Source organism: Streptomyces sp. NPDC046379, from assembly GCF_055587785.1.
Genome location: NZ_JBVJFP010000017.1, coordinates 129847 through 152823 on the forward strand (window position 1 = coordinate 129847; position 22977 = coordinate 152823).

The following is a 22977-nucleotide window of genomic DNA, read 5'->3' on the forward strand; positions in this document are numbered from 1 at the left end:
TTTGGCTGACGGACGACGGACGGATCCCGTAGCGGACACCCCGTTCCTACGGGTGACCACTCCCCGCGGGGGCGTGCTGCCCTGGGTGCTGGTCCGGGCCCCGGTGGTCACCCGGGCGCATCATGTGCGGCTGGGTGGCCTGGTGCGGGAGGGCTGCCGGTTCGCGGGCGTCACCAGCTATCTGGGCTTTCCCGGGGAGGGGTTCCGCGACGAACGCGACTACGGTCTGTTGTGCGAGGCGTGGCTGCACTGCTTCCGGGACCCGGATCGTTTCCTGCCTGGTGACGGGCCTCGTCGCCTGGTCAGCGAGTCCGACTTCACGGACCCGCTGCGAGTGGACCCGCGCCGGATGACGGCTGCCCTGCCGCGGGACCTGCGGGCGGACGTGGTGCACGTCTCGGGGCGGGACCCCTGGAAGCAGGAGGCCAAGAACTGGCCGCTGGCCGCGCGTTGCCTTCGCCGCCTGGCCCGGGAGACGGGGCTGCGGGTCCTGGTCATCGACGCGCCGTCCACGGCCCAGTCGGTCCCGGGCGTACGCCTGACCGGTCCCCTGCCCTGGCCGTTGCTCCTCGCGGTGCTCGGCGCTGCGCGCTGTCTGTTCGTACCGGCCGTGCTGGACCCCTCGCCCCGGGTGCTCGCGGAGGCGTTGTGCCTCGGTGTCCCCGTCGTGGTCAACCGGGCGGTCCTCGGCGGATGGCACTACGTGAACCCGTTCACCGGCGCCTTCTTCGACGGCGAGGACGACGTGGTGACAGTGGTCGAGGACGTGCTGGGCCGGAGTCACCGGCCTCGGGCCTGGTTCACCGCTCACCACGGGCCGGCGCGAGCCGGCGCGCGGGTGCACGCCCTGCTGCGGGGACTCGACGCCTCCCTGCCCGATCTCACGCACGTCCTGCTCACCGCCGACCGGGGCGAACCGCACGCGGGTCGGCCGGGGACACGTTGAGGACCAGCCGCTGCCCGCCGCGCATCGGGGAGCGGTGGATCCACGCGTCCCGGACCGGATGCGGCGACCAGTGGCGCCGGACGTCGATGTGCCGGAAGTAGACGGTGGCGTCCGAGGGCACCTGGCGGATCACCGCCCCCGGACGCAGGAACGACGGATCCGCGTCCATGGCCCGGAGTTCGTCGAGCGCCGCCTGCCGCGTCCGCTCCCCTCGTCGGGCGTCGGCGACCATCCGGGACAGGCGCTCCCTGCGGGCCAGGTAGGCGTAGAACTCGGCCGTCCCCCGCACGTCGTCGCCGTGCACGTACTGCGTCGTCGGGCCGTTGTAGACCCGGACGGCGCCCACGGTGGGCGCCTGGGGCGGCACGGTGTCCACGTGGAAGCCGCACCGGCACGTCGGAGCCTCGGTGAACACACGCACCATCACCCGGTTCCCGCGCGCCGCGCCCATGACCCGCCTCAGGATTTCGGTCATGTCGTCCAGGAGCGGCCCGGTGAGGGCGGGCGGCGCCTGGGCGAGGGCTTCACGCGTCCAACGCGTGAAGCCGTCCAGGTCGACCGAGTCCAGGGTGGTGCGGGCAATGACCAGCCGCCGCTCGGTCACGGCCGCGTCCAGCTCCGCCAGCCAGGGCGGACGCTCGGGCGGCACGACGACGACCGCGCTCCGTGCACGATCCGCCAGCAGCTCGATGTCGCCGTGCGCCGACCCGTGCACGACGTCGGACGGGCGAACCGATGTCATCCCGCGAGCCCGGGCGCGCCGCGACGCCCGCAGTTCTGGCACACGTTCACGCGGCAAGAGGAGGGGATCACGAACGGCAAGGTAGCCGGGCCTGCGCTCCCGGCCCTGCACGACGTGCAGGATCGGCGGCCCGACGAACCCATACGGCGTACAGGTCCGCCCGGTGCCTCCCTGTTCGGCGGCGTCGGGCAGGCGCACCCGCCCGCGGCGTGCCAAGGATGAGACGACAGGACCCGGCCTTCTGCCGACCGGAACATCCGGCGCCCGTCCGAGCCGAGGAGAGACGTATGTCCCGTACGGTCATGAAGGAGGTCCTTGACCGGGCGCTCCTGGACGAACAGTTCCGGGCCGACGTCGAGTCGGACCCTGACCATGCCCTGAAGGACTACGACCTGACCGGCGAGGAACGCGAGGTCCTGCTCTCGCGGGACCTCTCCCGGGTGGAAGCGCTCTTCCCCGGCTTCCTGCACGTCACCATCAGGTTCGCCCTGATCAACCACGACATCGTGGCGCTGGCTCCCTCCGATCACGCACGCAGGGCGGAGATCGAGCGTCTGGGCCGCCGGATCACCGAGTCGCCGGGGGACCGCTTCGAACAGCTCAAGCAACTGCTGCTTCTTTTCCGATGACGGCACGCAGGGAAACCGACATGACTTCGCGCACGGACCGCAGGGAGCCTGACGTCTACATCGTCGGGCTGGGCATCAAAGGCATCGAACACATCACCAGGGAGACGGAATCCGCCTGTCGGCGGTCACAGGAGATCCTGGCCGTTCCCACCCTGCCCGCGGGCATGACCTTCCTGCGCAGCCTCTGCGACCGGGTCACCGACCTTCACCCGGTCAGTTACAAGGAGGACGAGAACCGGCTCAACGCGTACGACACCATGAGCGCCATGGTGCTCGAGGCGGCACTCGATCATCCTCCGGTGACGTTCGCAACCTACGGCCACCCGCTGGTCTACGTGTATCCGACCCGTCAGATCCTCGACGCCGCACCGTACCTGGGACTGAACGTCAGGGTTCTCCCCGCTGTCTCCGCGCTGGACACGATGATCATCGATCTGGACTTCGATCCGGCCATCGACGGTCTTCAGATGTACGAGGCCACGGACCTGCTGGTCCGCCAGCGCCCGCTGCAAACCGACGTGCCCTGCATGCTGTGGCAGGTAGGGGCGGTGGAGTCGGTCCTGTACTCCAGCGCGCCCAACAGCCCCGAGCGGTTCTTCCGCATCAAGGACTACCTGCTCCGCTTCTACCCGCCGGAGCACGAGGTCGCCGCGGTCTACAGCAGCCCGCACCCGCTGTTCGAAGCCTCCGTCGTCAGGTTCACGCTGGGTGCCATGGAGCAGCATCACGACCAGCTGCACCAGGGGCTCACGCTCTACATCCCGCCGCTCACCAGACGCTCCGTGGCCGACACGGACCTGATCGAGAGAATCGAGTCGGTGGACCACCTCAGGGCCATCACGCACGACACCGCCGCACCAGGATCCGGTGCACGGGGATAGTCCCCGCCACCGCGCCCGGCTCCTGCACAGGCACAGGCCCCCACGGGACTGGCGCGGCGGCCGCCGGGGCGGATCCCCCGACGCCGGTAAGATCAGCGCTCTCATGGGGCGTGAGACGCGAACATCGGGACTGGGTGGCGAGGGGCAGAAGTACGCGCTGACCTTGGATGAGGACGACAGCGATTTCTGGGGCTTCACTCACTTTGCAAGCCCTCGTTGTGCGCAACGACTTCTCCGCAGACGGTGCGTGGGACGCTCTGCGGGCGTCGCTGTTATCGCCCAGCAAGGACGGTTTCTTGGCCAACGTCGCAGTCGTCGATGACCGGAGGTACGAGGGTTTGACATCCGATCAGGCCCTCGACCTGATCCCCGCGGAGTATCAGCATCCGCTTCTTGTCTTAGCGGACTCTCTAGCCCTCGCTTCGACTGAACCTCCGCTCCTCGTGTTGGACCTGCAGGGTAAGCGTGGGCGTGGTGTCCGCGTTGTGGCAGCCCAGCTGTGGAACATTGAGAACAACCTCTCGGGCGCGAACATGGACTTCGAGGAGTTCGCCCGCGCCGTCGATGAGGACGGCGCCGTCCAGGCGCGCCCCGTCCAGCCGCGGGTCCGGCCGTCGGGGCGGCAAGCGGTGTTACGAGGTGCGGCGTCTTGTTCGCCGACACCCTTGGGAGCGGCATCAGCCCAGCCAGGACGAACCGCACATCACACCGGCGGTTGCACACAGGGCGCAGGATACGAATGCTGTGTCACGACGTAAGGCAGGCACGCCTTCTTCTCGGGCGCGTACGCCATCAGATAGTCCCGCACCCGCTGCGTGTAAGGACGAATGCGGTTGGGGACGCCGTTTTCCTTGTGGACCACGAATGTGGCCGTCCGGTAGGCCGCGGCGAGGTTGAGTACTGGGTCGCCCGCCACGCCCTCAAGTTGGGGGGCCAGTGTACACAGCATCCGTCCCAAGGCCAGAATGGACTCCGTCGGGTCAAGAGGAGGTTCCGGTACTCGATGCTGCTGGTCGTCGGGTAGGTAATATCGAAGAACCCGCGGCGTCCAGCGCGCGATTCCGTACTCCTGCGCGGCCGGATCGTGCAGGTTGGCGTCGAAGTCGCTTTCCACCTTCAGCATGGCTGCGATCAGTGCCGGGGTCACCTGGGGTGCGGTGCACATTGTGCCGGCCTCGACGATCACGGACCGGTAGTGGTGCGGTATGTCCGCGGCGGGGTGTAACCAGGCGGAGAAGTCGACTCCCGCCCCGGTGGGTGCCTCGGGGGACTGGGACGCCGTGCCGGTGATCATGAGGAGTGCCACGGTAATCATGCTGAGAAGACGGTGGCGACGCCGCGAGCGTCTGTCGGCCGTCCGCACCGCTTCCCCCGGCGTGTGGCCGTCCGCTGTATCGGCTCTCTCCCGTTCGAGCCGGTCGGTCCGCGGCTGCTGTCGTACGGCATCCTCACCGCCAGGGTCGGCGGCCGTCGTCCTTGACGGCTCTTCCCGCGTGCCGAGCTGCGCGTGCGCCTGGAGCCGACGCTGCTCCCATTCCTCGGTGTCGCCTCCGCAGGCAGAGACGTACGCCGCGAGAACCATTGCGCTGGGAAGTCTCCTTCCCGAGGCGCAGGCGGCCAGTGTGGAGGCGGCGAAGTGTGTACGTCGTGCGAGTTCTTGGTATGACGGTGACCCGGCGGAGCGACGCAGCTCACGCAGGTCATGAGCGAATCGCGGCAGTGGTCCGCTGCGCGGGTCAAGAGGGCTCTCGCGCCGTCCCATGACTCATCCCTCGGCTGTGGAGGCCGCCGCCTGCTCTGGCGGGCCATGTCTGAGGATTGTCTATCGATTGTCTGTGGGGCGGCAAGCAGCGTCCCGCACGCCGTCCTTGCGGTTTCATGGGCTCGCCGCCGCTGGCGCAAAGCGATCCAGCGGCGAGCGGAGGTTCTCCATTCTTTGTCCACGGGGGAAGACGCGAAGTGACAGGACGGCGAAAGACGACGGGGAGAGCCACAGCCGTCGGGCCCTTGCGCACCGATCGGCCCACGGTGCCCGCTGCGTAGGGGGTTCGTGGAGCCCGACACAAGCCTGTGGGGCGGGCCACTGTCGACTCGGGCGCCGTCGCCGTCGGCATCCCTGTGAACGTGCCGCACGACCAGCAGTGAACTCCGATGCGGGGGCGTAGCCCCGTCGTACCGGCCAGTCCTTCCACGTCCTCTGCGGGCGTCTGAGGTTGTCGTTTTGGGGGGTTGCATGGACACACTCAATGCGCTGTCCGGAGTCCGGGCGGTCCGGTCCGATACCGGGCGTACGCGTGTCGCTTTCGGAATCCGGGACCGTGCCGTGCGGGAGAGGCTGCGGGCTGATCTCTGCGCGGACGCGGAGATCAGGGTGGTCGGAGCCGTGGGAGACCTGGGAGAACTGACGGCACTCCTGCGGGAGCGCGCCGCCGATGTCGTCGTCGCCGACATCGCGCTGCGATCCGGGAATTTCACCGGCTTGCTCGGCAAGCTTCGCGGGCTCACCGAAGTGCAGCCGACCGAACTGGCCCTGTTCAGCCTTCATGTCCCAGCGCTCGAGGTGGTGGAGTACGCGGCGGAAGCGGGGGTTCGCTCCTTCCTCTGCGGTGACGACCTGCGCTGCGACGCCACCGCGGTGATCAGGACGCTGCGGTCAGAAACCGGTTGGGTGAGCCCAGCGATCGGTGCTGTGCTTCTGCGCCATCGATCCGACTGCAAGACCGACCTGGCAACCGTCGATGAGAGCCGCTTCATCAAACTGACAACGCGTGAACAGACGATCCTGCCTTTGATCAACCTGGGGCTCACCGACGCTCAGATCGCACAGCGGCTCCAGCTGAGCGAGAGCACTGTCAAGTACCACGTCGGGAATCTGCTTTCCAAGTGGGGAGCCCGCAACCGCACGCACCTGGTCCATCTGGCCGGACAGTCGGCCAGGCGCAGCGCTGAGACCTGTTCGAACGACTAGTCGGAATCTGGCCGGTCGACCGGGGACATCTGAACGCCCGCGGACAAGACTGCCGATCGCAGCCCGACGGATTCGGGAACATGAGCCTCAGGGAGCGGCCCGTGAAAAGGACACAGGGAAGAGCAGCGGCGGTATTCGTCAGTTTCGGTGCCGTCATGGGGCTGGCCATGAGCATGGCGCCGGCCGCCTCCGCCGACCAGGGTGACGGATACGTCATCTGCAATCGCGGTGAGATCTGCTTCAAGGAGTGGGCGCACGACAGCGGTGGCCCCGGAAAGCGGCACTTCTACTGGAACGACGACAACCATCACAACGATGTGTGGCACAACGGCAAAGCGTTCTGGGACGACGCCACGTACATCCTGAACCGCGACACACAGTGCTCTGTCCGGGTGCACGAGCACGTCGGTTACGGCGGCTACTCGCAGACGTTCCTGCCGAAGCCGGGCAACGAGGACTACCCCGTGAACTACGAGCACTTCCTGCCGGGGCTGTACGAGAAGAACTCGGCACACCAGCGCATTTGCTGATCGGACGGGAACTTCCTCAAGCGCGTCTTCGGTCCTACTGAAAGGAATTCGATGAGCCTTTTCCTGAGAAAGGCGACCGCCGCTGTGGCGGCCGGTTTCGCATTCGCCGCCTTGCTGATCGGTGGGGCGGCACCCGCACAGGCCGACACTGGCAACGGCTGGCTGAACTGCGTTCCGGGAGAGATCTGTTACTCCTCGACCTGGAGCAATTACTGCTACGGATCAGGCGACTACGAGAACGTCTGGACCAAGGCGTGCGGACACCAGCGCCACTACTACTACGACGACTCCAGTCACCACGACGACCAGTGGAGCAGCGGTCAGGGCCACATCGGCACCTGTAGGGAGCTCAACAGGACGACCGGGTTCTGGGACTGCGCCGAGGCCATCGCCAACCGGGATACCGCGTGTTACGTGCGGGTGTACGCGGAGGTGGGCTACTGGGGGAACTCCGACTGGGTTGCCAACGACCCGAACAGCTACGGCGTTCGCAAGCTCATTGACGGAGTGTACGAGCAGAACTCCTCGCACAAGCGTTGCTGACGAGCCACACGGGGGTCGGCGGCACCGCCCGCCGGCCCCCTCACCTGGGAGAACAGATGCCACCTCGCCCACGTACTCCGAAGAGGCTGCTCATCGCCGGGGTCGTCGCCACCATCGTGGGGTCGACGGCGTGCGCCGCGGACGACGGCGGATCCGCTTCGCTGCCTGCCAGCCCGCCCGGATCGACCATGCCGTTCGACCTCTACCTCGGACAGGACGTCACGTTCATCCTGTATGCCGAGCGGCGTCTGCAGGCGATCTGCATGAAGGATGCGGGCTATCCCCAGTTCGTCGGCGTCGGGGACCGGCTCGGCGACAATATGTTCGGCGATCTGGTGAAGCCGCCGTACCGTCCCAGAACCGAGGACGAAGCCCGTGCGAACGGTTTTCACGGGCCCGTGTCCGGAGCGCCCGCACCGGTCGTCAGTTTCGATGCGGGCTTCGACCGGGCTCTCGATACCTGCCGAGCCCGGGGCGAGCGCACCCTGGGGACGAGCCGGGACCTTGTCGCCAACTACGTTGAGCAGCTCGGCAACTCCCTCAACCGGGAGATCTGGCAGAAGCTGCAGCCAGTGGAGGTCAAGAGCGCCGACCGTCTTCTGGACTGCCTGACCGCCAAGGGTTTCGAACCGGACAGCCGGGACGCGTACAAGAAGGACCCCAACCCGCACGAACGCTTCGGCGTTCCCCTCGGCGCCTACGAACCGGAGGCGCCGCAGTGGAAGCCGCCCCGGAAGCCGGGAACCGTCGCGGTCGGGCCGCCGGACCCAGACCGTCGGTACGTACCGACGAAAGAAGAGACACGCCTGGCAGTCGCCATGGTGCAGTGCCGCAAGGCGACGGGCTTCTTCACGGAGATCGACCGAGTCAATCATGAGGCGCAGCGGGCGATTGTCGAAGCCCACGCGGTCGAGTTCGCCGAACTCAATCCGAAGATCAAGGCGGCGGCCAAGCGTGCGGCGAAAGCGCTGGACCGATGACCGAGCCCTTGGGAAAGGACACGGCTCCGACCAGTCCTTCGGACTCCGCTCGTGCTCGTCGCCGGAAGTGGGTGGTCGCCGTCGTCGGGTTCACCACGGTGACACTGACGGCCGCCCTGACCGGCTTGATGACCGGTTCGGGTCTGAAGTCCCCCGAGCAGGCTGTGGCCGACGCACGGCCGCCCGAGGCGTCCTTTGTGACGGCCGAGGTGGAGCAGCGGGTGATCCATACCTCGGTGTTGCTCAGGGGGAAAGTGGAGCCCGGGCCCTCGGAGCCGGTGCGGGCGCCGGCCGAACTTCCGGGCGATCCGGCGGTGGTGACGGCGACCCCGCTGCGGCCGGGCTCCCGACTGGCGGAGGGCGCCGTCCTGCTGGAGGTTGCCGGTGAGCCGGTGTTCGCAGTGGTCACGAAATTCCCGATGTACCGGGACATCACCCCGGGCATGTCGGGGCCTGATGTACGGCAGGTCCAGGCGGTGCTGGCCAGACTGGGTTACGCGGTGCCCCGGGCAGGGGTGTTCGACCGGGACACCCAGGCTGCCGTGAGCCGCTTCTACGAGGACCGGGGCTATCCCGTTCCCGTGCTGGGCGCGCCGCAGGGTAGCGTCGCCGCCGGGAACGCGGACACGCAGAGCGGTGCGGGGGCCGACGCGGACAGCGGCAGCCCTGTGAACCCGCCCGCGGCCACCGCTGAACCATTCCTGCCGAAAAGACACCTCGCGCGCATCGACCGGGCCGGCCGCGCCGTATCCGCCGTACGAGTACGGGTGGGAGACACCGTCGACCGGCCGGGTGCGACCATCCTGTCGCTGGACGCCGGCCGGAACGTCGTCAAGGCGACCGTCCCGGCCGACCAGCTTGCCGACGTTCCGGTCGGCGCCACGGCCGAGGTGACCGACAAGGTTTCGGGCCAAGTGACCGCACGAGCGACGGTGAAGGCGGTGGGAGACAAGCCCGGTGACGGGGAGACTGGCGGGGGCTATCCCGTGCTGCTGAAGTTCACCGGCGCGACGCTGGCGGCCACGCCCCACCACACCGTGGAGATTTCCGTGGGGGGATCCTCCTCGCGAAAGAGGGTTCTCGCCGTACCGGAGACCGCCCTCTACGCGCGGCATGACGGACAGCGGTATGTCACGGTGCTGGACGGAAGAGCCACGTTCGACGTCGAGGTGCGCACCGGGGCGACGGGCGACGGATGGGTCGCCGTCACCCCCGTCGGAGGATCGCTGGCTGCCAGGACCAGGGTCGTCGTCGGCGTGGCCGGGGGAGCACCGAGGGAGAGGAACACACCGTGAGCACCGGGCGACCGGTACTGGAACTGACCGGCGTGAGCCGGACCTACGACGACGGCGTCCCCGTGCACGCCCTACGCCCTGTGGATCTGATCGTCCGGCACGGGGACTATGTGACGATCACCGGGCCCTCCGGAGCGGGAAAGTCGACCCTGCTGAACGTCCTCGGACTGCTAGACCGCCCATCTACAGGCAGCTACCGGGTGGCGGGCGTCGAGACCACCGTCGTGGACGAGCGAACACGCGTCACGATCCGCAGCCAGTTGTTCGGCTTCGTCTTCCAGGCATTCCACCTTTTGCCCGGCCGCTCGGCCAAGGAAAACGTCGAACTGAGCATGGTGTACGGCCCCTGGTCGGTCAGAGAACGCAGAAAGCGCGCGGCCGAGGCACTGGAGCGCATCGGGATGTCGGCACGCAGGGACGCCGATCCACGCACGCTTTCCGGGGGTGAGCGACAACGCGTCGCCATTGCCCGGGCGATAGCCGCGCGACCCGCCGTACTCTTCTGTGACGAGCCCACCGGAAATCTGGACTCCGTCAACACAGCCAATGTTCTGACGGTGTTGGACGAGCTTCACCACGAGGGGATAACCGTCGTCGTCGTGACGCATGACGACGATGTCGCCGCCCAGGGCACGCGCGGACTCGACGTCCGGGACGGAACCGTGTTGGAGGATCTGGCGTGCGGAAGGTGAAACCCGCGGCAACAGGGCTGGCGAAGGGCAGGTTCCGGCTGCGGGACCTGCTTACGGAGTCGTACCGCTCCGTCGCAGGACATCCGGTCCGCTCTCTGCTCACCACGGTGGGAACAGTCCTGGGCGCAGCGGCGTTCGTGGCGACCCTTGGTCTGTCGTCGACTCTTTCCCAGCAGGTCACGGCGACCTTCGATGTCAAGCGTGCGACCGAGGTCACGGTGACGTACCGCGACGACACCGCCCCGAAAACCCCCGCCCCGCCGAGCGGTGATGCCCGCGAGGGGGTGCCGGAGTGGCAGAGCGACCAGGCGCTGCGACGCCTCCTTCCGCTGGCCGGGGTGGATGCGGCGGGCCGTCGGCTCCTGCTGGAGGGGCGCACCATCGCGGCCGGCACCGACCCCGCCGCTCCATTGGTGAGCGGAACCGTGATCGGAATGGACTCCAGCGCGTTCGGTGCGGTGGAGCCGCATGTCACGGTGGGGCGGACCTACGACGAATTCCACGACCGCGCGGGCTCGCGGGTCGTCCTCCTGCCTTCAGGGATGGCCGAGCGGCTAGGCGTCACCCGCATCGGGAGTGCGGTGTTCATCGAGGACAGGGCCTTCACCGTGATCGGGATCTTCGACGACGTCGAACGCAGGACGGAGATGCTGCCTGCGGCTGTCGTTCCCTTCGCCCCTTTGCAGCCCCTCGCGGCGAGCACAGCCGGCCAGCCCCCTGAGCGAGACGTGATCGTGCGGACCTCGCCGGGCGCCGCGCAACTGATCGGGCGGCAGGCGCCACTCGCACTGGCCCCGGCGGCCCCCAGGGACCTGCGGGCCCTCGCCCCACCGGACCCGCAGAGCCTGCGTAGAGACGTGGAGGACAGTGTCACCCGCATGGCCGTCGTGCTCTCGGCTGTCGCACTGGCGATCGGGGCGGTGTCCATCGGAAACGCGGCGACCGCCGGGATCGCCGCGCGGGTCCCCGAGATCGGCCTCCGCCGCGCGCTGGGCGCCAGGCGCACGCACGTCTTCGCTCAGTTGATGACCGAGACCACCCTGCTGGGCGGAGTCGGCGGGCTCATCGGTGCGATGACCGGTCTTCTCGTCACCGTGTTGGTATCGCTCCTGAACTCCTGGCAGCCTGTGCTGGGCGTGTGGAGTGCCCTGGTCGCCACCGGGGGTGGTGTCGTGGCTGGACTGCTGGCTGGACTGTTGCCCGCGGTCCGCGCCGTACGCGTCCAACCCGTCACCGCGCTACAGCGCTGATCAACTGGTGCTGTGGCCAGGCAGAGCCAGCACCTCAGCGCCCGTGTCGTGAATGGTCAACCGACACAAACGCTCTGGCCGCGCCATGGCGGATCCACGCTCTGGGAGCGTCGGCTGGGGCTGTGGCGGGTGGTGCTGACCTGCTGCTGACCGCCTTCGGCCTGGCACCGCTCAGCCTGGCGGCCGACGAAGCGCTCGGCGTCCCCGTAGCGGCACCTACCTCGCAGCGTCGTTCGCCACCAGGCCAACGCCCGGAGAGCGATCAGGGCGCCGAAGTCGTGGTCGAAGACGGGACCGGCTCGCGGGTGCGGCGGATCTCCAGGAAGCGGAGTACCGACAGGTCGAGGTGGAGAGGCAGGCCGTGGGACCGGCCGGTGATCACCTGGCGGACCTCGGCGCTGATGAAGGGCTGGCCGTCGCGGGAGAGCCGGCGGGCGCGATAGTCGTCGCAGTCCTCGGAGGAGAAGTCCCCGACCAGTACCTGCCGCCCGCGCCCTCGTGCGGCGCCTGCTGCCCTTGCGGCGGGGATCGCGGAGGCGAGTGCGGCCAGGCCGGGCCAGGCGGTCGGCCCGGTGTAGTCGAGCTGGCCCCGCAGGGCGGGATCGGTCCACTGCCGGCGCGAGCGGCCGGTGACGACGAAGAAGGCGTCCGGCATGAGCCACACCACCCGCTGGATGAGGCGTTCCAGGTCGCAGTAGTGGGGGCGATGCTGAGTCCGAGGCATTCGGCGGCATCCGCGGTGCTCTTGCCGAGAGCTCGCCGGACGAGGAAGGCGGAGGTTGTGCGCCGTAGGACCGGCATGCTGAGGGCGATGGTGAAGGCGTCCAGGGGACGTTGTGCCCACTCCAGGGGGAGGAATGCCGGAGCCGTGCTGGGGGCCGTAGTCGAGGCCGCGGTGTGGCAGCCGGTTTCCGCCCCTGCCGCTTCTGCGGCGGGTGAAGACCGGGTATTCAGCGGCGTCTCGGAATCGCTGGGAACAGTCGCCCTGGTAGTGGCGGAAGCCGGTGTCCCAGCCGCGGTGGCGTTTTGGGGCGATGCCGCTGCGGGTGCGGTTCTCGACCGGCGCCAGTGGAGCCAGTGCGGTCTGCAGATCGGCGGCCGACAGGATGGTGACGGCGGCGAGGAGGATGCTCGCGCAGGCCCGGGCATCCTCGGGCGGCGTGCTGACATGGATGGAGAGCGAGGGGTCCTGCCGGGTGGCCAGCACCTGATCTGTGCGGCGGGTGTCGACGCCCGGGGCAGTGGGGCGAGCCCTCGGCCAGGTGATCGCGACGAGTCCGCTGACCATCTGCAGATCGGTGAAGTACTCGCTGGCCGTCTCGGCGGGGTTGTCCGGGCCGAGCCTGGTGGTGCTTCTTCTGCAGTGCGGTGAGTTCCCTGGGCAAGGGGTCTGCTGGTCCGGGCGGGCACCGCAAAGGTGGGCCGTTCGCTGTATGCGGCGCGACCCGTGGGCGAGGTGTGCTCGGCACTGGGCCGGATGGAATCCGGCGATGGTCGGGCGGCGAACAGCTGTCCGGGGCGGTCGGTGAGGCGTCGCTGGCATTCGGGACAGAGATGTTCGAGAAGGCGCTGGGGGTGCGGGCATGCGGGTACGACGGGCAGTCTCCAGTCGGTCTTCCAGGGGCCGCCGTGGTCCGCCCGCAGCGCGGGATCCTGTCGCCGGCTGGGCAGTCGGGGGCAGCAGCGGGCTGCTGTGGGGAAGAGTCAGTCGAGTGCGGGGATGCGCTTGTCGGCGCGAACGACGTCAAGGCCGTGGGCGATGGGCGGGTAGCGGGGTGCGAGCGGCAGCAGGATCAGGGCCGTGGCTTTGGCGGCGGTGAGCCGGGTGGCGTTCCGGAAGTCGTTCATCCGCGGGGCGGGCAGGTCGAGGGAGAGGGCGTCCAAGATCGTGGCCCTTTCGGCACGGCGCAGGAGGGCGCTCGGTAATCACACCGCTGCCCTGGAGCCTGGACCTGTTGCCCGGCGAACTGCTGGCCGGCTATGTGATGCGGCTCGCCCATCGCCTGGACGTCGCACCGGACATCGTCCTGCGACGCACCGGCCTGGCCGAGTACCAGCCCAACACCCAGACCGTCACCCGCACACGTTCTCGCTCCCATCGTCCCGCAACCCGAGGCAGAACCAGATGCGGCAGTTGAGTCCGCGACCGCACCATGGACGACCAGCAGCCGATTTGCCGACCGCACCAGGGCTAGGCACGCCGCGATCCACACCCTGATCGAGGCCGGGCATAGCCGGCGCTCGATCCAGCGGCAACTCGGCATGACCTATCGCACTGTCCAGCGTTTCGCCGACGCCGCACGGCCGGAAGACCGGGGTAGTCACCAACGTAGGCAGGCTCATTGTCACCAGGGTCGCAGGAGGGGCCCGCTGAGGGCGGCCGACGGGATGACAGCCAGAGACGGCCAGCGGTGGAAGTGCCGGCGCGGGGTGTCGCCGTCGGGTCACCGCACGAGGGCGGGGCCGGCGGGCCTCGAATCCGGACGCGGCGCCCTTTCGCAACCGGCCGTTGTCGGCCCGCCCGTCCGTGGGCCTCTGGGCCTGTCCCCCGGTCCCGGCCGGGTTGCGGCCCGGCTCGCTCAGGCGTACACGCGTTCCACGAACTGTGCGAGTTGATCGTCGCTCAGGTGATGGGCCAGATCGGACTCGCTGATCATGCCGACGAGGCGCTTGTTCTCGTCGATGACCGGCAGGCGGCGGATCTGGTTGTTCTCCATCTCCCTGAGCACGTCCTCCACGCCGGCGTCGGCGCTGATCCAGCGTGGGGTGCCCTTGCACAGGTCTCCGGCGGTGGTCTGCGCCGGATCGTGTCCTGCAGCGATACAGCCGACCACGATGTCGCGGTCGGTGATGATCCCGCACATCCGCTCGTTCGTGTCGGTGGGATCGCTGACCGGCATGGCGCCCACGTCGAGCTCCCGCATGAGCTGGGCCACCCGGTCCAGGGTCTCGGTCGCCGGTACCCACTGGGCCCCGGGGTGCATGATGTCGGCGGCGGTGGTCATGGATGCTCCTTCTGTCGGTGTCGGCCGGTTCCAGTCTCCGAAGGTGTGCGCCGCACGTCGCCCGGGACAAGTCATCCGAGTGACGCCCGGGCCCGCCCTCTCCCGGGCCGCGGCGTGCCAGCCGCATGCCATGGCCTCCGGCCGTCGGCTCGCCCCGCAGCTCACCGATGCCGAACTCGTCACGCCGGCAATGCTGCAGACGACGCTCGGCTTCATCTCCGAGGCCGGGTGGTTCCGCCACGCCCGCGGTCACATGCGGCACCTCTTCCCGTACCTGCTCCCAACGGCCTGGCCGCGACAAGGGCCTACGCCGGGCCGCCGTGCTGCCGCTGCGGGTCACCCGGCTGCTGGCCGCCGACAACTCGGTGACGGTGACGCCCTGCGCGAAGTGGGCGCGGCCGGTGTGCGCGTCGCCCTTCGGGTCGGTGTCGGGGTACGGGGCCGACCGGTCCCAGGTGCCGGTGGTGACCGCCCCAGGAATCGAGCGCACCGGGAACAGACGGGCCAACTGGGAGAGTTGCAGTGACCGAGGGACCGGCCCGCACGGGACTGGACACGGTGGCCACAGGGTCGTTTGCCGTACCAGGAGCCGGGCCGCAAGACCGCAGCACGCCCGTCGTGCACTCGGACCAAGACATATGTCTGCAGGAGGACTGTTTCATGACTGGCCGGCCTTTGACGCTCATGGCAGTACACGCCCACCCCGACGACGAGGCGACCGGAACCGGAGGGGTGCTCGCGCGGTATGCGGCGGAAGGCATCCGCACGGTTCTCGTGACGTGCACCGACGGCGGTTGCGGTGACGGTCCGGGAGGTGTCAAGCCGGGTGATCCCGGGCACGACCCGGCGGCCGTCGCCTTGATGCGCCGTCAGGAACTCGAAGCGAGCTGTGACGTCCTGAAGGTCAGCGATCTGGAGACGCTGGACTATGCCGACTCCGGAATGATGGGCTGGCCGAGCAACGACGCCCCTGGATCCTTCTGGCAGACTCCCGTGCGGGAAGGCGCGGCCAGACTCGCGGAGCTCATGCGGCACTACCGACCTGATGTGGTCGTCACCTATGACGAGAACGGCTTCTACGGTCACCCCGACCACATTCAGGCGCACCGCATCACGATGGCGGCGCTGGAGATGACGGCGCTGACACCGAAGGTGTACTGGACCACGATGCCCCGCTCGATGATGCAGCGGTTCGGCGAGATCATGCGCGAGTTTCATGAGGACATGCCGGAGCCGGATTCGGCCGAGGCCGCCGCGATGGCCGAGATCGGACTCCCCGACGAGGACATCACCACGTGGGTGGACACGACCGGGTTCAGCGGTCAGAAGTTCGACGCGTTGGCCGCGCACGCCAGTCAGGGCGAGAACATCTTCTTCCTCAAGATGGGGAAGGAGAGGTTCGGCGAATTGATGGGCATGGAGACCTTCGTGCGTGTCAAGGACACCACCGGCGCGGCTACCCCCGAAGACGATCTCTTCGCCGGACTGCGCTGATCGACCAAGCCGGACCGGCTGGGAAAGGCATCGACCGCGCGTCCGGACGGAGCGTCACCTCGGACGGCACACGAGTCGCCGAGGCGACGTCAGCCGGGATTCACGACCTCGTCGTCCGTGTGCGCGCCGAACTCGGCGACGCGCACTTCCGCGATGCGCTCGTACCGGCTGACCCGGTCGGTCCATTCCGCGTCGACACCGAACGCCACCTTGGCGAAACCCACCCGGCCGACGGCCTCGGCCAGACCCGGATCGCCAGGGGCCAGCAGACGCACCGGCTCGTCGAGCGCCACGGTGTGCGGCGGCACGAAGTACTCGTCCGGCACAACGGTGCGCGCATGGACGAGCGCGCCGACGGCGACGACCGAGCCGGCCCGCAGCCGTGCGCGTTGCAGGACCGTCGCCGTGGTCGCCACATACACGCACCTGTCGACCTCACAGCCCAGCAGCGTGGCATGAGGTCCCACGAACACGTGGTCGCCGACGAGCACCGGCTGGTCACCGGCGACCGCGGACCCGCGCAGCACCGCGTTCTCGCAGATCACGGTCGCCTCCCCGACCTCGATCCGGGATCCCTCGGCATCGAGCACGGCGCCGTACATCACCCTGGCTCTCGGCCCCACGCGGACATCACCGACCAACGTGGCCGTCGGGGCGACGTAGGCGGTGGGATGGACCTGCGGTTCATGCCCGCGATGCCGGATGCGGATTCCCTGCGTTTCAGCAATCATGAGCAGATTCTCGCCCACAAAGCAGCCGTACCGGGCGATCCGCTCAGCGCCGAACTGCGCGTCAGCCTCGTCCGCACAGCGGCACGACGACCTGGACATCACAGCCGCGTCTGGCGTGACTTGGGACTGACTTGACCGCCACGGCTCCGGCAGGGCGGTGGGGGAGGCGCTGTCAGTGCCGCGCCCTAGGCTGCCGGACACAGACCTTCATGGCGAAAACGGGGGGCAACGGTGCGCAGGCCGGTCACGGGCGAGGTCCATGTTCACTACGGCCAGATCTACGTCGAGAGTGATCCGGACAGCTACGGCCCCGGCCTCGCGGAAGCGTTCGCCGGGCAGAGCGCCGGGCTGTGCGGGGCGGCACTCCCCGGCACGCTCTGGCTGCACACCGGCCTGCACACGGGCAGGGTCGGCTTCACCGTCGAAGTGCACGAACAGGCCCCGCCTGTGGATCAGGCGTGGGAGGACGTCGTGGAGGTGTCCTTCCGCCCCGCGTCGGCCAGGAACGCGCTCGTGCAGTGGGCAGGGGAGGCCTCCTGGGAACTCGGCCTGGAGGAGGTCGACTACCGGGTGCGCTATTGCGCCAGGGGCATGGACGAGGCACGCCGCAAGGACACGCGACTGGATGAGGAGCCCCAGCTGGACTGCTATCTCCTGCAGTTCTGGCCCGCACCGCCGGCAGCGGATCGCGTCCTGAAGCAGACCTCCGCCATCGCCGCGTACTGGCACGACTACGCCCGTCGGCAACCGCCCCTTCCGACACGGGCCGAACGCGCGGAAGCCGAACGTCAGGCACGTCTCGCGCACGAACGAGCCGAGACGGAACGCCTGCTGGCGTATGAGCGGTGGCGGTGGGGCGGTCGGTTGCCGAGCCGGGCCTTGCGCGACGTCGGCGGCGACGTGCGCGGCCTGGTCGCCTTCGACCCGTCCCTCGTCCATGCCATCGACGCGGCCGGCCCCGAAGTCCAGAGGGCCCTGGCCCTGCTGGCGGCGCGCCGCGCCTGCGAGGCCGCCGGTCTCGCCGAGCTGGACTGGATCGCCGCAGGGCTCAACGCGCTCGCCGAGAGCCTCCCGCTGCCGCCGCCCCTCGACGACCCGGCCCGGGCCTGGCGGGCCCTGGAGTCCGACCCCGAAATGCCCGACAGGACGGTCGGCCGGGCCGTCCCACCCGAGCGGCCCCCCTTTCAGTCGCCCGCCCGTGACGACGCGCACGCGCCGATGCACAAACCCGCCTCCGGCCCGCGTCTCGAGGGTCCTGCGGCCTTCATGGCGCAGTTGTCGAGTCCTCCCGCGCCGTCGGCATCGAAGACAGGGAAAGACATGGGGTCCGCGATGCGGGTCACGCTCGGCCCGCCTGATCCGTCCCTGCGGATGTCCCAGCCCCACATGGCTCTGCCCGCGCTGCTCGCCGCGGCCGGGGCTGATCCCCTGCGGGCGGCCCTGGACGCGGTGTATGCGGGTGTGACGGCGTATGGAGAGGACTACCCGACCCTTCTGCAGGAGATCCGATCCGTATGCCGGGGCGGTCACTAGGCTGCAGCCCTCAACGGGAAGTCAGCCGGTGATGGATTGCCCGCAGATCCACGATGTATCCCGTAACGCACCTTCCATTCTGCGGGAACAACCGCTTAGACCATCTCGCCCTTGAGATCTGGGCGCGACGGGACGACGGGACGAAGGGACGCCGGGAGCGTGTTCATCGTTCGATGGAGCAATTGTCGGTACTCGTGGGCCGGGGGAATCAGGGCCACAGCATCTGCTTGGTCCACCCGATGGGTGAGGACTGGTAGACGAGGCGGGTGTGTCGGCGTTGCTTGTCGCCCTGCCAGAACTCCACCGACTCCGGGCGCACCGAGTACAGCGTCCAGCCTGGGGCCACGAGATCCGGCTCGCCCTCGATCCGCGCGATCGATGCCCCCACTTGCGCATCCCTCTCGGCCAGGTCCGCGAGTGGCTGCGACTGCCGTCCGAGCAGAGCTTCGGCCCGTGCCCCCACGCTGCGGGCGAGGAAGTCCGCAGCGCACAGTTCGGGGCTCTCCCGCACCACCGGTCCGCGCACCCGGACCTGACGGGCGAGCGGTGCCCAGTAGAAGGTCAGCGCCGCATAGGGGCGGGCAGCAAGATCGCGGCCCTTGCGGCTGTTCGCGTCCGTGGCGAACTGCCAGCCCTCGGGGCTCACGTCCTTGAGGATCAGCACGCGAGCCGTCGGATCACCGCCGGCGTCCGCCGTGGCCAGCGTCATGGCATGCGGCTCCCGCACCCCGGCGCTCAACGCCGCGAGCAACCACTCGGTGAACAACTCGACCGGCGTGTCCGGCGCGATCGACGGGTCGAACCCGGGAAGGTCGCCCGCGAAGACCTCTATGTCCCGCAGCGTTTGACGCAGGTTGGCCGCACCGGTCACGTTCCACTCCCTCAGCCGTGAACGCTCAAGTGGAACCGAACCTATCAACCTGCTTGATTGAGCAGCAGGTTGTGGTCAAGCACGCCGCAGCCGCCCTCTGCGTCGCAGTTGGCGATCTTCGCGACGGCCTCGGGGAGTTCGGTCCCGCAGGTCGCTTGACTCCTGCGCAGCCGATGCCTGGGCTGTTGAGGCCCGCGGTGATTGTTGTGGCTGTGGGAGGGGCGCAGGGGGCGTCGCATGCCGGGTTGGGTTGGGTGGGGGTGGGGGTGGGTAGTGGCGGGGCGGGGTGGGGGGTTGGGTGTGTGGTGGGGGTCGTGTGTTGTGTTCGTCGGTTGGTGACGTGGGAGGAATGGTGTCGGGGATGGATGGGGCATCGGGGGTGGCCGGGGTGTCGGGGATGGCCGGGGTCGCGGTGTCGGGCGCGAGTGGGTCGTCGTGTCCGTATGTGCTGGATGTCTTGGGGAGTGATCTGCCGGGGGAGATGGGGCTGCTGCGGTCGGGAGGGCCGGCGGTGCGGGTGATGTTGCCGGGGGGCGTGGCGGCGTGGGCCGTGGTGGGTCAGAGGTATGTGGAGCGGTTGTTGACGGATTGGCGGGTGTCGAAGGATGCGCGGTTGCACTGGCCGGAGTTCATCGAGGGGCGGGTGACGGAGGAGTGGCCGCTTTATCCCTGGGTGGCGAACGAGAACATGTTGTTCGCTTACGGGGAGAGCCATCGGCGGTTGCGGCGGCTGGTGGCCGGAGCGTTCACGGTGCGGCGGGCGGAGGCGTTGCGGCCGCGGGTGCGGCGGATCGCGGGGGAGCTGGTTGAAGGGCTGGCGGACTCGGGGGAGGTGGTGGATGTACGGGCGGGGTTCGCGGAAGTGCTGCCGATGCGGGTGATCTGTGAGTTGTTCGGGGTGGCGCAGGGGGAGGCGACGGATGCGTTGTGCGCGGCCTTGCACCGGGTGTTCGCGACGGCCGTGCCCGGGCGGGAGATTGAGGCGGCGCGGCAGGAGGCGTTCGCTCTGCTGGCGCAGTTGGTGCGGGACAAGCGGGCCGAGCCGGGGGATGATCTGACGTCGTCGTTGATCCAGGCGAGGGATGAGGAGGACCGTCTCAGCGAGGAGGAGTTGCTGGGGACGTTGTTCTTGATGATTGCGGGAGGTCAGGACACGACGGCTGCGCTGATCACGAATGCGGTGGGGGCGCTGTTGCGTTTTCCGGAGCAGCTCGAGCACGTGCGGGCGGGCCGGGCGTCCTGGCAGGACGTGTGCGCGGAGACGATGAGGGTGCATACGCCAGGTGCGTATTCACCGATGCGGTTCGCCGTGGAGGACATCGATCTGGACGGGGTGCTGATACGCAAGGGGGAGGCGATACTGGTGAACTTCGCGGCCGGGGGGCTGGATCCGGAGCGTTATGGTCCCGATGCCGACCGGTTCGATGTACTGCGCACGGATCGGGACGGTCTGGGTTTCGGGCATGGGGTGCACCGCTGCCTGGGGGCTCCGCTGGCGGAGGTGGAGGCGGTGGAGGCGTTCGCGGCGCTGTTTACGCGTTTCCCGAGGATGCGGCTGGCGTGTGCGCCGGAGGAGCTGCGGCCCATGGAGAGTTTCCTGGTGAATTCCTACCGCGCTCTGCCTGTGCGTCTGGCTCCTGCGGGTTGATTCCGTCCGGCGTGGGTCGGCGGGGCGCGGCGTCCGCGTCCGGGTGGCACCGTGGCCGCTCGCCGCTCGCCGCTCGCCGCTCGCACGCGGCCCGGGCCCGTCTGCTCGATCTGTACGCGCCCGCGCGTGGGCGAGCTGCCCTTCGACGCGAACACCACGTACCTGGCCATCTTCCACACCGAACCCGACGGCCGCTCGCGTCTACTCAAGGGTGCCGTCGGCGTGTTGCTGGGCCTGTGCACCGATGTCCGCGCCGAGGACGGTGTGCAGGGCCTCGACGACGAACACGCATCGGCGTCCTCACCGTGACGTCGCAACCTGCCGGTACCGGACTTTGCGTCCTGCGGGCGGCGACCGACCTCGCGGACGGAGCGCCGCCCGCACCCACCGCCCAAGCTGCCCGCGCTGTCCGCACTGACACTGGTGTCGATCGCCGGCATCGCCGATCCACCTCGATCGCAGGCACGGGATGCGATGGCGCTGTGCCGTACGGCCGGGGTCGCCGTGAGGATGCTCACCGGTGACCATGCCGCCACCGCGGCGGTCATCGCGCGGGAACTCCACATCTCCGGCGGAGTCATGACCGGCGCTGAGCTGGACCGGATGACCGAGGACGAACTCGGCGCGTGCGTCGACGACATCGGAGTGTTCGCCCGGGTGACCCCACAAGGTCGCGATCGTTCGGGCCCTGTTGAGCCAGGGCCACATCGTCGCCATGACGGGTGACGGCGTCGACGACGCGGCGGCGCTGCGGGCCGCTCACATCGGCGTGGCCGTGGGCACCACCGGCACGGACGTGGGGCACCACCGGCACGGACGTGGCCAAGGAAGCACGACCTGGTCCTGACCGACGTCAACTTCTTCACGATCGTGCGAGCCGTCCGCGAAGGGCGTGCCGTCTACGACAACATCGTCAAGTTCGTCCGGTTCCAGCCGGCCACCAACATAGGCACCATCCCTGACCGGATGGCCGGCCCGGCTCACGGCTGCCCAACTCGATGGGTCACCGGCGATGGCCCTGGTCGTGGACTTCGCCCGCGATGACGTGATGCGCCACCCACTGCGCGACCCGGGGGCGCGGATGCTGGGCGCCCGACGGCTTTTCGCCGCCGACCGGGCCGGCGCGGTCATGGCCCTGGGCACTGTGGGCCTGCTCGCCCCCGCCCCGCTCGTACGTCGACCCGGACACCGCCCTGACGATGGCGTTCACCGCGTTCGTGCTCATCCAGCTCTTGAATGCGCTGAGTGCATGCACAGACGATGGCTCCCTGCTGGGGTGGCACCAGTTTCGCAACCGCACCTTGTGGCTATGCCTGGGCGGCGTCCTCGTCGTGCGAGGTCTCGCCGTGCACCTGCCGTGGGCCCGCACGGCCTTCGGTTGCGTGCCACTGAGACGCTGTGTCGGAGTGCTTTCGTGGGCTGGGGTGGGCGGTGAATGCCGTGTGATGCTGGCGGGCATGACTGATCGCCTTGAGGTTGCCGTTGTCCGCTGGTCCGGTGGGTCTCGTGTGGTGGGGGAGGGGCTGTCCGCCTTGCTGGCGGCCTACCATCTGCGGACCGAGGCTGAGAAGGGGGAGCCGGTAGCGGATGTGGGCGGGTTGCCGGATCGCTACCGGGCAGAGATCGCCGATCCTGGGACCGCCTTTGACGGAGATGTCGTATTGGTGGCTGTCCAGGGGGACGCTGCTGTGGGATGTGTGGTGGTGACCTTCCTGGCGGATGGGCAGTCGGAGATCAAGAGACTCTGGACGGACCCTGGGTTCCGTGGCCGGGGTGTTGCGTCCGCCTTGCTCTCCGTTGCGTTGGCTCATGTCGCCGAGAGCGGCGTGAACATCGTCCGGCTCTCGGTATGGGAATGGCGCACCCCGGCGATCGCCCTGTACGAACGACTCGGTTTCACTGTCGCCCGGTCATGGGATGAGCGGGACCGGCTGGTGTGCATGCAACGTGCTGTCTGAGCGGTCCCGGCCTAGTCGATGGCCGCGCCGGGGGCAGGTCCTCATGGCGGACTGCGGGCTCTTGTCGCTTGTTCTGGCGACGAGGTGGTGTCTCTTGAGCGTGAAAGGGAGGAGGAGCAGGTCCCGGGGCTCGGTTGGGGCGGGTGTGCGGGGCCAGCGGGGGGTGCGGCCGCCGTCGGCGAAGGGGGCTTGGGTGTGGTGGTGGGGGTGGGTCTGGTAAATATACCAAGCGTGCGGTTTGTTGGTGGTGTTGGGTGTTGGGTGTGGGGTTGGGGGTTGTG

At 68.8% G+C, this 22977-nt stretch carries 26 protein-coding genes and 2 pseudogenes; 20 read left to right on the forward strand and 8 right to left on the reverse strand.

All coding sequences use genetic code 11. From position 1 onward, the window contains the following. Positions 1–52: 52 nt before the first annotated feature. On the forward strand, positions 53–946 hold the full coding sequence (locus ACZ6KF_RS27145) for a glycosyltransferase family protein (RefSeq protein WP_469240770.1): 894 nt from the start codon (positions 53–55) through the stop codon (positions 944–946). Here the strand turns inward: ACZ6KF_RS27145 and ACZ6KF_RS27150 are convergent. Next, positions 897–1688 carry a hypothetical protein gene (locus ACZ6KF_RS27150; protein WP_356634833.1) on the reverse strand — a complete coding sequence of 264 codons (792 nt, stop codon included), beginning with the start codon at positions 1686–1688 and terminating at the stop codon, positions 897–899. The genes ACZ6KF_RS27145 and ACZ6KF_RS27150 overlap by 50 nt on opposite strands. 287 nt (positions 1689–1975) lie before the next feature. On the opposite strand from ACZ6KF_RS27150, the gene ACZ6KF_RS27155 reads away from it, so the two are divergent. The 3 genes from ACZ6KF_RS27155 to ACZ6KF_RS27165 all read left to right on the forward strand — a co-directional run bounded on the left by ACZ6KF_RS27155 (position 1976) and on the right by ACZ6KF_RS27165 (position 3956). Then, complete coding sequence (locus ACZ6KF_RS27155) at positions 1976–2317, forward strand: Os1348 family NHLP clan protein (protein WP_356634831.1); 342 nt, start codon at positions 1976–1978, stop codon at positions 2315–2317. Between the two features lie 20 nt (positions 2318–2337). Further along, a complete protein-coding gene (locus tag ACZ6KF_RS27160) occupies positions 2338–3198 on the forward strand; it encodes an SAM-dependent methyltransferase (RefSeq protein ID WP_356634829.1) in 861 nt (286 codons plus the stop codon). 167 nt (positions 3199–3365) lie between these two features. Beyond that, on the forward strand, positions 3366–3956 hold the full coding sequence (locus tag ACZ6KF_RS27165) for a DUF6924 domain-containing protein (RefSeq protein WP_469240772.1): 591 nt from the start codon (positions 3366–3368) through the stop codon (positions 3954–3956). Here ACZ6KF_RS27165 and ACZ6KF_RS27170 read toward each other — a convergent pair. After that, entirely contained in the window at positions 3902–4960 is a 1059-nt protein-coding gene (locus ACZ6KF_RS27170) for a helix-turn-helix domain-containing protein (RefSeq protein ID WP_469240774.1), read from the reverse strand. The genes ACZ6KF_RS27165 and ACZ6KF_RS27170 overlap by 55 nt on opposite strands. Before the next feature lie 471 nt (positions 4961–5431). Between ACZ6KF_RS27170 and ACZ6KF_RS27175 the strand changes: the two genes are divergently transcribed. The 7 genes from ACZ6KF_RS27175 to ACZ6KF_RS27205 all read left to right on the forward strand — a co-directional run bounded on the left by ACZ6KF_RS27175 (position 5432) and on the right by ACZ6KF_RS27205 (position 11456). Beyond that, positions 5432–6166: a response regulator transcription factor gene (locus ACZ6KF_RS27175; protein WP_469178446.1), complete on the forward strand. Its 735-nt coding sequence runs from the start codon at positions 5432–5434 to the stop codon at positions 6164–6166. Positions 6167–6333: 167 nt separating this feature from the next. Beyond that, positions 6334–6696, forward strand: coding sequence for a hypothetical protein (locus tag ACZ6KF_RS27180; protein WP_469178444.1), 363 nt, complete (start codon positions 6334–6336; stop codon positions 6694–6696). A gap of 51 nt (positions 6697–6747) precedes the next feature. Beyond that, positions 6748–7239: a hypothetical protein gene (locus ACZ6KF_RS27185; RefSeq protein WP_469178442.1), complete on the forward strand. Its 492-nt coding sequence runs from the start codon at positions 6748–6750 to the stop codon at positions 7237–7239. Positions 7240–7427: 188 nt separating this feature from the next. Further along, a complete protein-coding gene (locus tag ACZ6KF_RS27190) occupies positions 7428–8219 on the forward strand; it encodes a hypothetical protein (RefSeq protein ID WP_469178440.1) in 792 nt (263 codons plus the stop codon). Positions 8220–8290: 71 nt separating this feature from the next. Beyond that, the gene (locus ACZ6KF_RS27195) at positions 8291–9514 is read left to right on the forward strand and encodes a peptidoglycan-binding protein (RefSeq protein ID WP_469240776.1); all 1224 of its coding nucleotides are present in this window, start codon (positions 8291–8293) and stop codon (positions 9512–9514) included. Continuing rightward, a complete protein-coding gene (locus ACZ6KF_RS27200) occupies positions 9511–10206 on the forward strand; it encodes an ABC transporter ATP-binding protein (RefSeq protein WP_469240778.1) in 696 nt (231 codons plus the stop codon). The genes ACZ6KF_RS27195 and ACZ6KF_RS27200 overlap by 4 nt, the downstream gene beginning before the upstream one ends. Beyond that, on the forward strand, positions 10203–11456 hold the full coding sequence (locus tag ACZ6KF_RS27205; RefSeq protein ID WP_469240799.1) for an ABC transporter permease: 1254 nt from the start codon (positions 10203–10205) through the stop codon (positions 11454–11456). Before ACZ6KF_RS27200 ends, ACZ6KF_RS27205 begins: the two co-directional genes overlap by 4 nt. A gap of 262 nt (positions 11457–11718) precedes the next feature. Here the strand turns inward: ACZ6KF_RS27205 and ACZ6KF_RS27210 are convergent, their stop codons facing one another. From ACZ6KF_RS27210 to ACZ6KF_RS27220, 3 genes are all read right to left on the reverse strand, one after another. Then, a complete protein-coding gene (locus ACZ6KF_RS27210; protein WP_469178432.1) occupies positions 11719–12180 on the reverse strand; it encodes a hypothetical protein in 462 nt (153 codons plus the stop codon). Positions 12181–13160: 980 nt separating this feature from the next. Then, a complete protein-coding gene (locus ACZ6KF_RS27215) occupies positions 13161–13340 on the reverse strand; it encodes a hypothetical protein (protein WP_469240780.1) in 180 nt (59 codons plus the stop codon). 695 nt (positions 13341–14035) lie between these two features. Continuing rightward, complete coding sequence (locus tag ACZ6KF_RS27220; RefSeq protein ID WP_469178428.1) at positions 14036–14461, reverse strand: CBS domain-containing protein; 426 nt, start codon at positions 14459–14461, stop codon at positions 14036–14038. A 128-nt stretch (positions 14462–14589) separates the two neighbouring features. Between ACZ6KF_RS27220 and ACZ6KF_RS27225 the strand changes: the two are divergent. Both ACZ6KF_RS27225 and ACZ6KF_RS27230 read left to right on the forward strand, forming a co-directional pair. Then, positions 14590–14829, forward strand: a pseudogene (locus ACZ6KF_RS27225) (IS982 family transposase); the annotation flags it as partial. A 292-nt stretch (positions 14830–15121) separates the two neighbouring features. Continuing rightward, positions 15122–15955, forward strand: coding sequence for a PIG-L family deacetylase (locus ACZ6KF_RS27230; RefSeq protein ID WP_356634823.1), 834 nt, complete (start codon positions 15122–15124; stop codon positions 15953–15955). Positions 15956–16044: 89 nt separating this feature from the next. Here the strand turns inward: ACZ6KF_RS27230 and ACZ6KF_RS27235 are convergent, their stop codons facing one another. Then, the gene (locus ACZ6KF_RS27235; protein WP_469240783.1) at positions 16045–16704 is read right to left on the reverse strand and encodes a gamma carbonic anhydrase family protein; all 660 of its coding nucleotides are present in this window, start codon (positions 16702–16704) and stop codon (positions 16045–16047) included. A gap of 213 nt (positions 16705–16917) precedes the next feature. On the opposite strand from ACZ6KF_RS27235, the gene ACZ6KF_RS27240 reads away from it, so the two are divergent. Further along, entirely contained in the window at positions 16918–18219 is a 1302-nt protein-coding gene (locus ACZ6KF_RS27240; protein ID WP_469240785.1) for a hypothetical protein, read from the forward strand. Between the two features lie 208 nt (positions 18220–18427). Here the strand turns inward: ACZ6KF_RS27240 and ACZ6KF_RS27245 are convergent, their stop codons facing one another. Beyond that, complete coding sequence (locus tag ACZ6KF_RS27245) at positions 18428–19090, reverse strand: pyridoxine/pyridoxamine 5'-phosphate oxidase (RefSeq protein ID WP_469240787.1); 663 nt, start codon at positions 19088–19090, stop codon at positions 18428–18430. A 445-nt stretch (positions 19091–19535) separates the two neighbouring features. Between ACZ6KF_RS27245 and ACZ6KF_RS27250 the strand changes: the two genes are divergently transcribed. The 4 genes from ACZ6KF_RS27250 to ACZ6KF_RS27265 all read left to right on the forward strand — a co-directional run bounded on the left by ACZ6KF_RS27250 (position 19536) and on the right by ACZ6KF_RS27265 (position 21585). Then, positions 19536–20738, forward strand: coding sequence for a cytochrome P450 family protein (locus tag ACZ6KF_RS27250; protein WP_469240789.1), 1203 nt, complete (start codon positions 19536–19538; stop codon positions 20736–20738). A 126-nt stretch (positions 20739–20864) separates the two neighbouring features. Next, complete coding sequence (locus ACZ6KF_RS27255) at positions 20865–21047, forward strand: hypothetical protein (RefSeq protein ID WP_469240791.1); 183 nt, start codon at positions 20865–20867, stop codon at positions 21045–21047. 114 nt (positions 21048–21161) lie between these two features. Then, entirely contained in the window at positions 21162–21464 is a 303-nt protein-coding gene (locus ACZ6KF_RS27260; protein WP_469240793.1) for a hypothetical protein, read from the forward strand. Further along, on the forward strand, positions 21454–21585 hold the full coding sequence (locus tag ACZ6KF_RS27265; protein ID WP_469178414.1) for a hypothetical protein: 132 nt from the start codon (positions 21454–21456) through the stop codon (positions 21583–21585). The genes ACZ6KF_RS27260 and ACZ6KF_RS27265 overlap by 11 nt, the downstream gene beginning before the upstream one ends. Positions 21586–21741: 156 nt before the next feature. Here ACZ6KF_RS27265 and ACZ6KF_RS27270 read toward each other — a convergent pair whose 3' ends face one another. Next, on the reverse strand, positions 21742–21993 hold the full coding sequence (locus ACZ6KF_RS27270) for a hypothetical protein (protein ID WP_469178586.1): 252 nt from the start codon (positions 21991–21993) through the stop codon (positions 21742–21744). Between ACZ6KF_RS27270 and ACZ6KF_RS27275 the strand changes: the two are divergent. Both ACZ6KF_RS27275 and ACZ6KF_RS27280 read left to right on the forward strand, forming a co-directional pair. Continuing rightward, positions 21938–22072 (forward strand): annotated as a pseudogene (locus ACZ6KF_RS27275) (cation transporting ATPase C-terminal domain-containing protein); the annotation flags it as partial. The gene ACZ6KF_RS27270 and the pseudogene ACZ6KF_RS27275 sit on opposite strands and share 56 nt — an antisense overlap. Positions 22073–22195: 123 nt before the next feature. Continuing rightward, a complete protein-coding gene (locus tag ACZ6KF_RS27280; RefSeq protein WP_469178580.1) occupies positions 22196–22696 on the forward strand; it encodes a GNAT family N-acetyltransferase in 501 nt (166 codons plus the stop codon). The last annotated feature ends 281 nt before the right edge of the window (positions 22697–22977 follow it).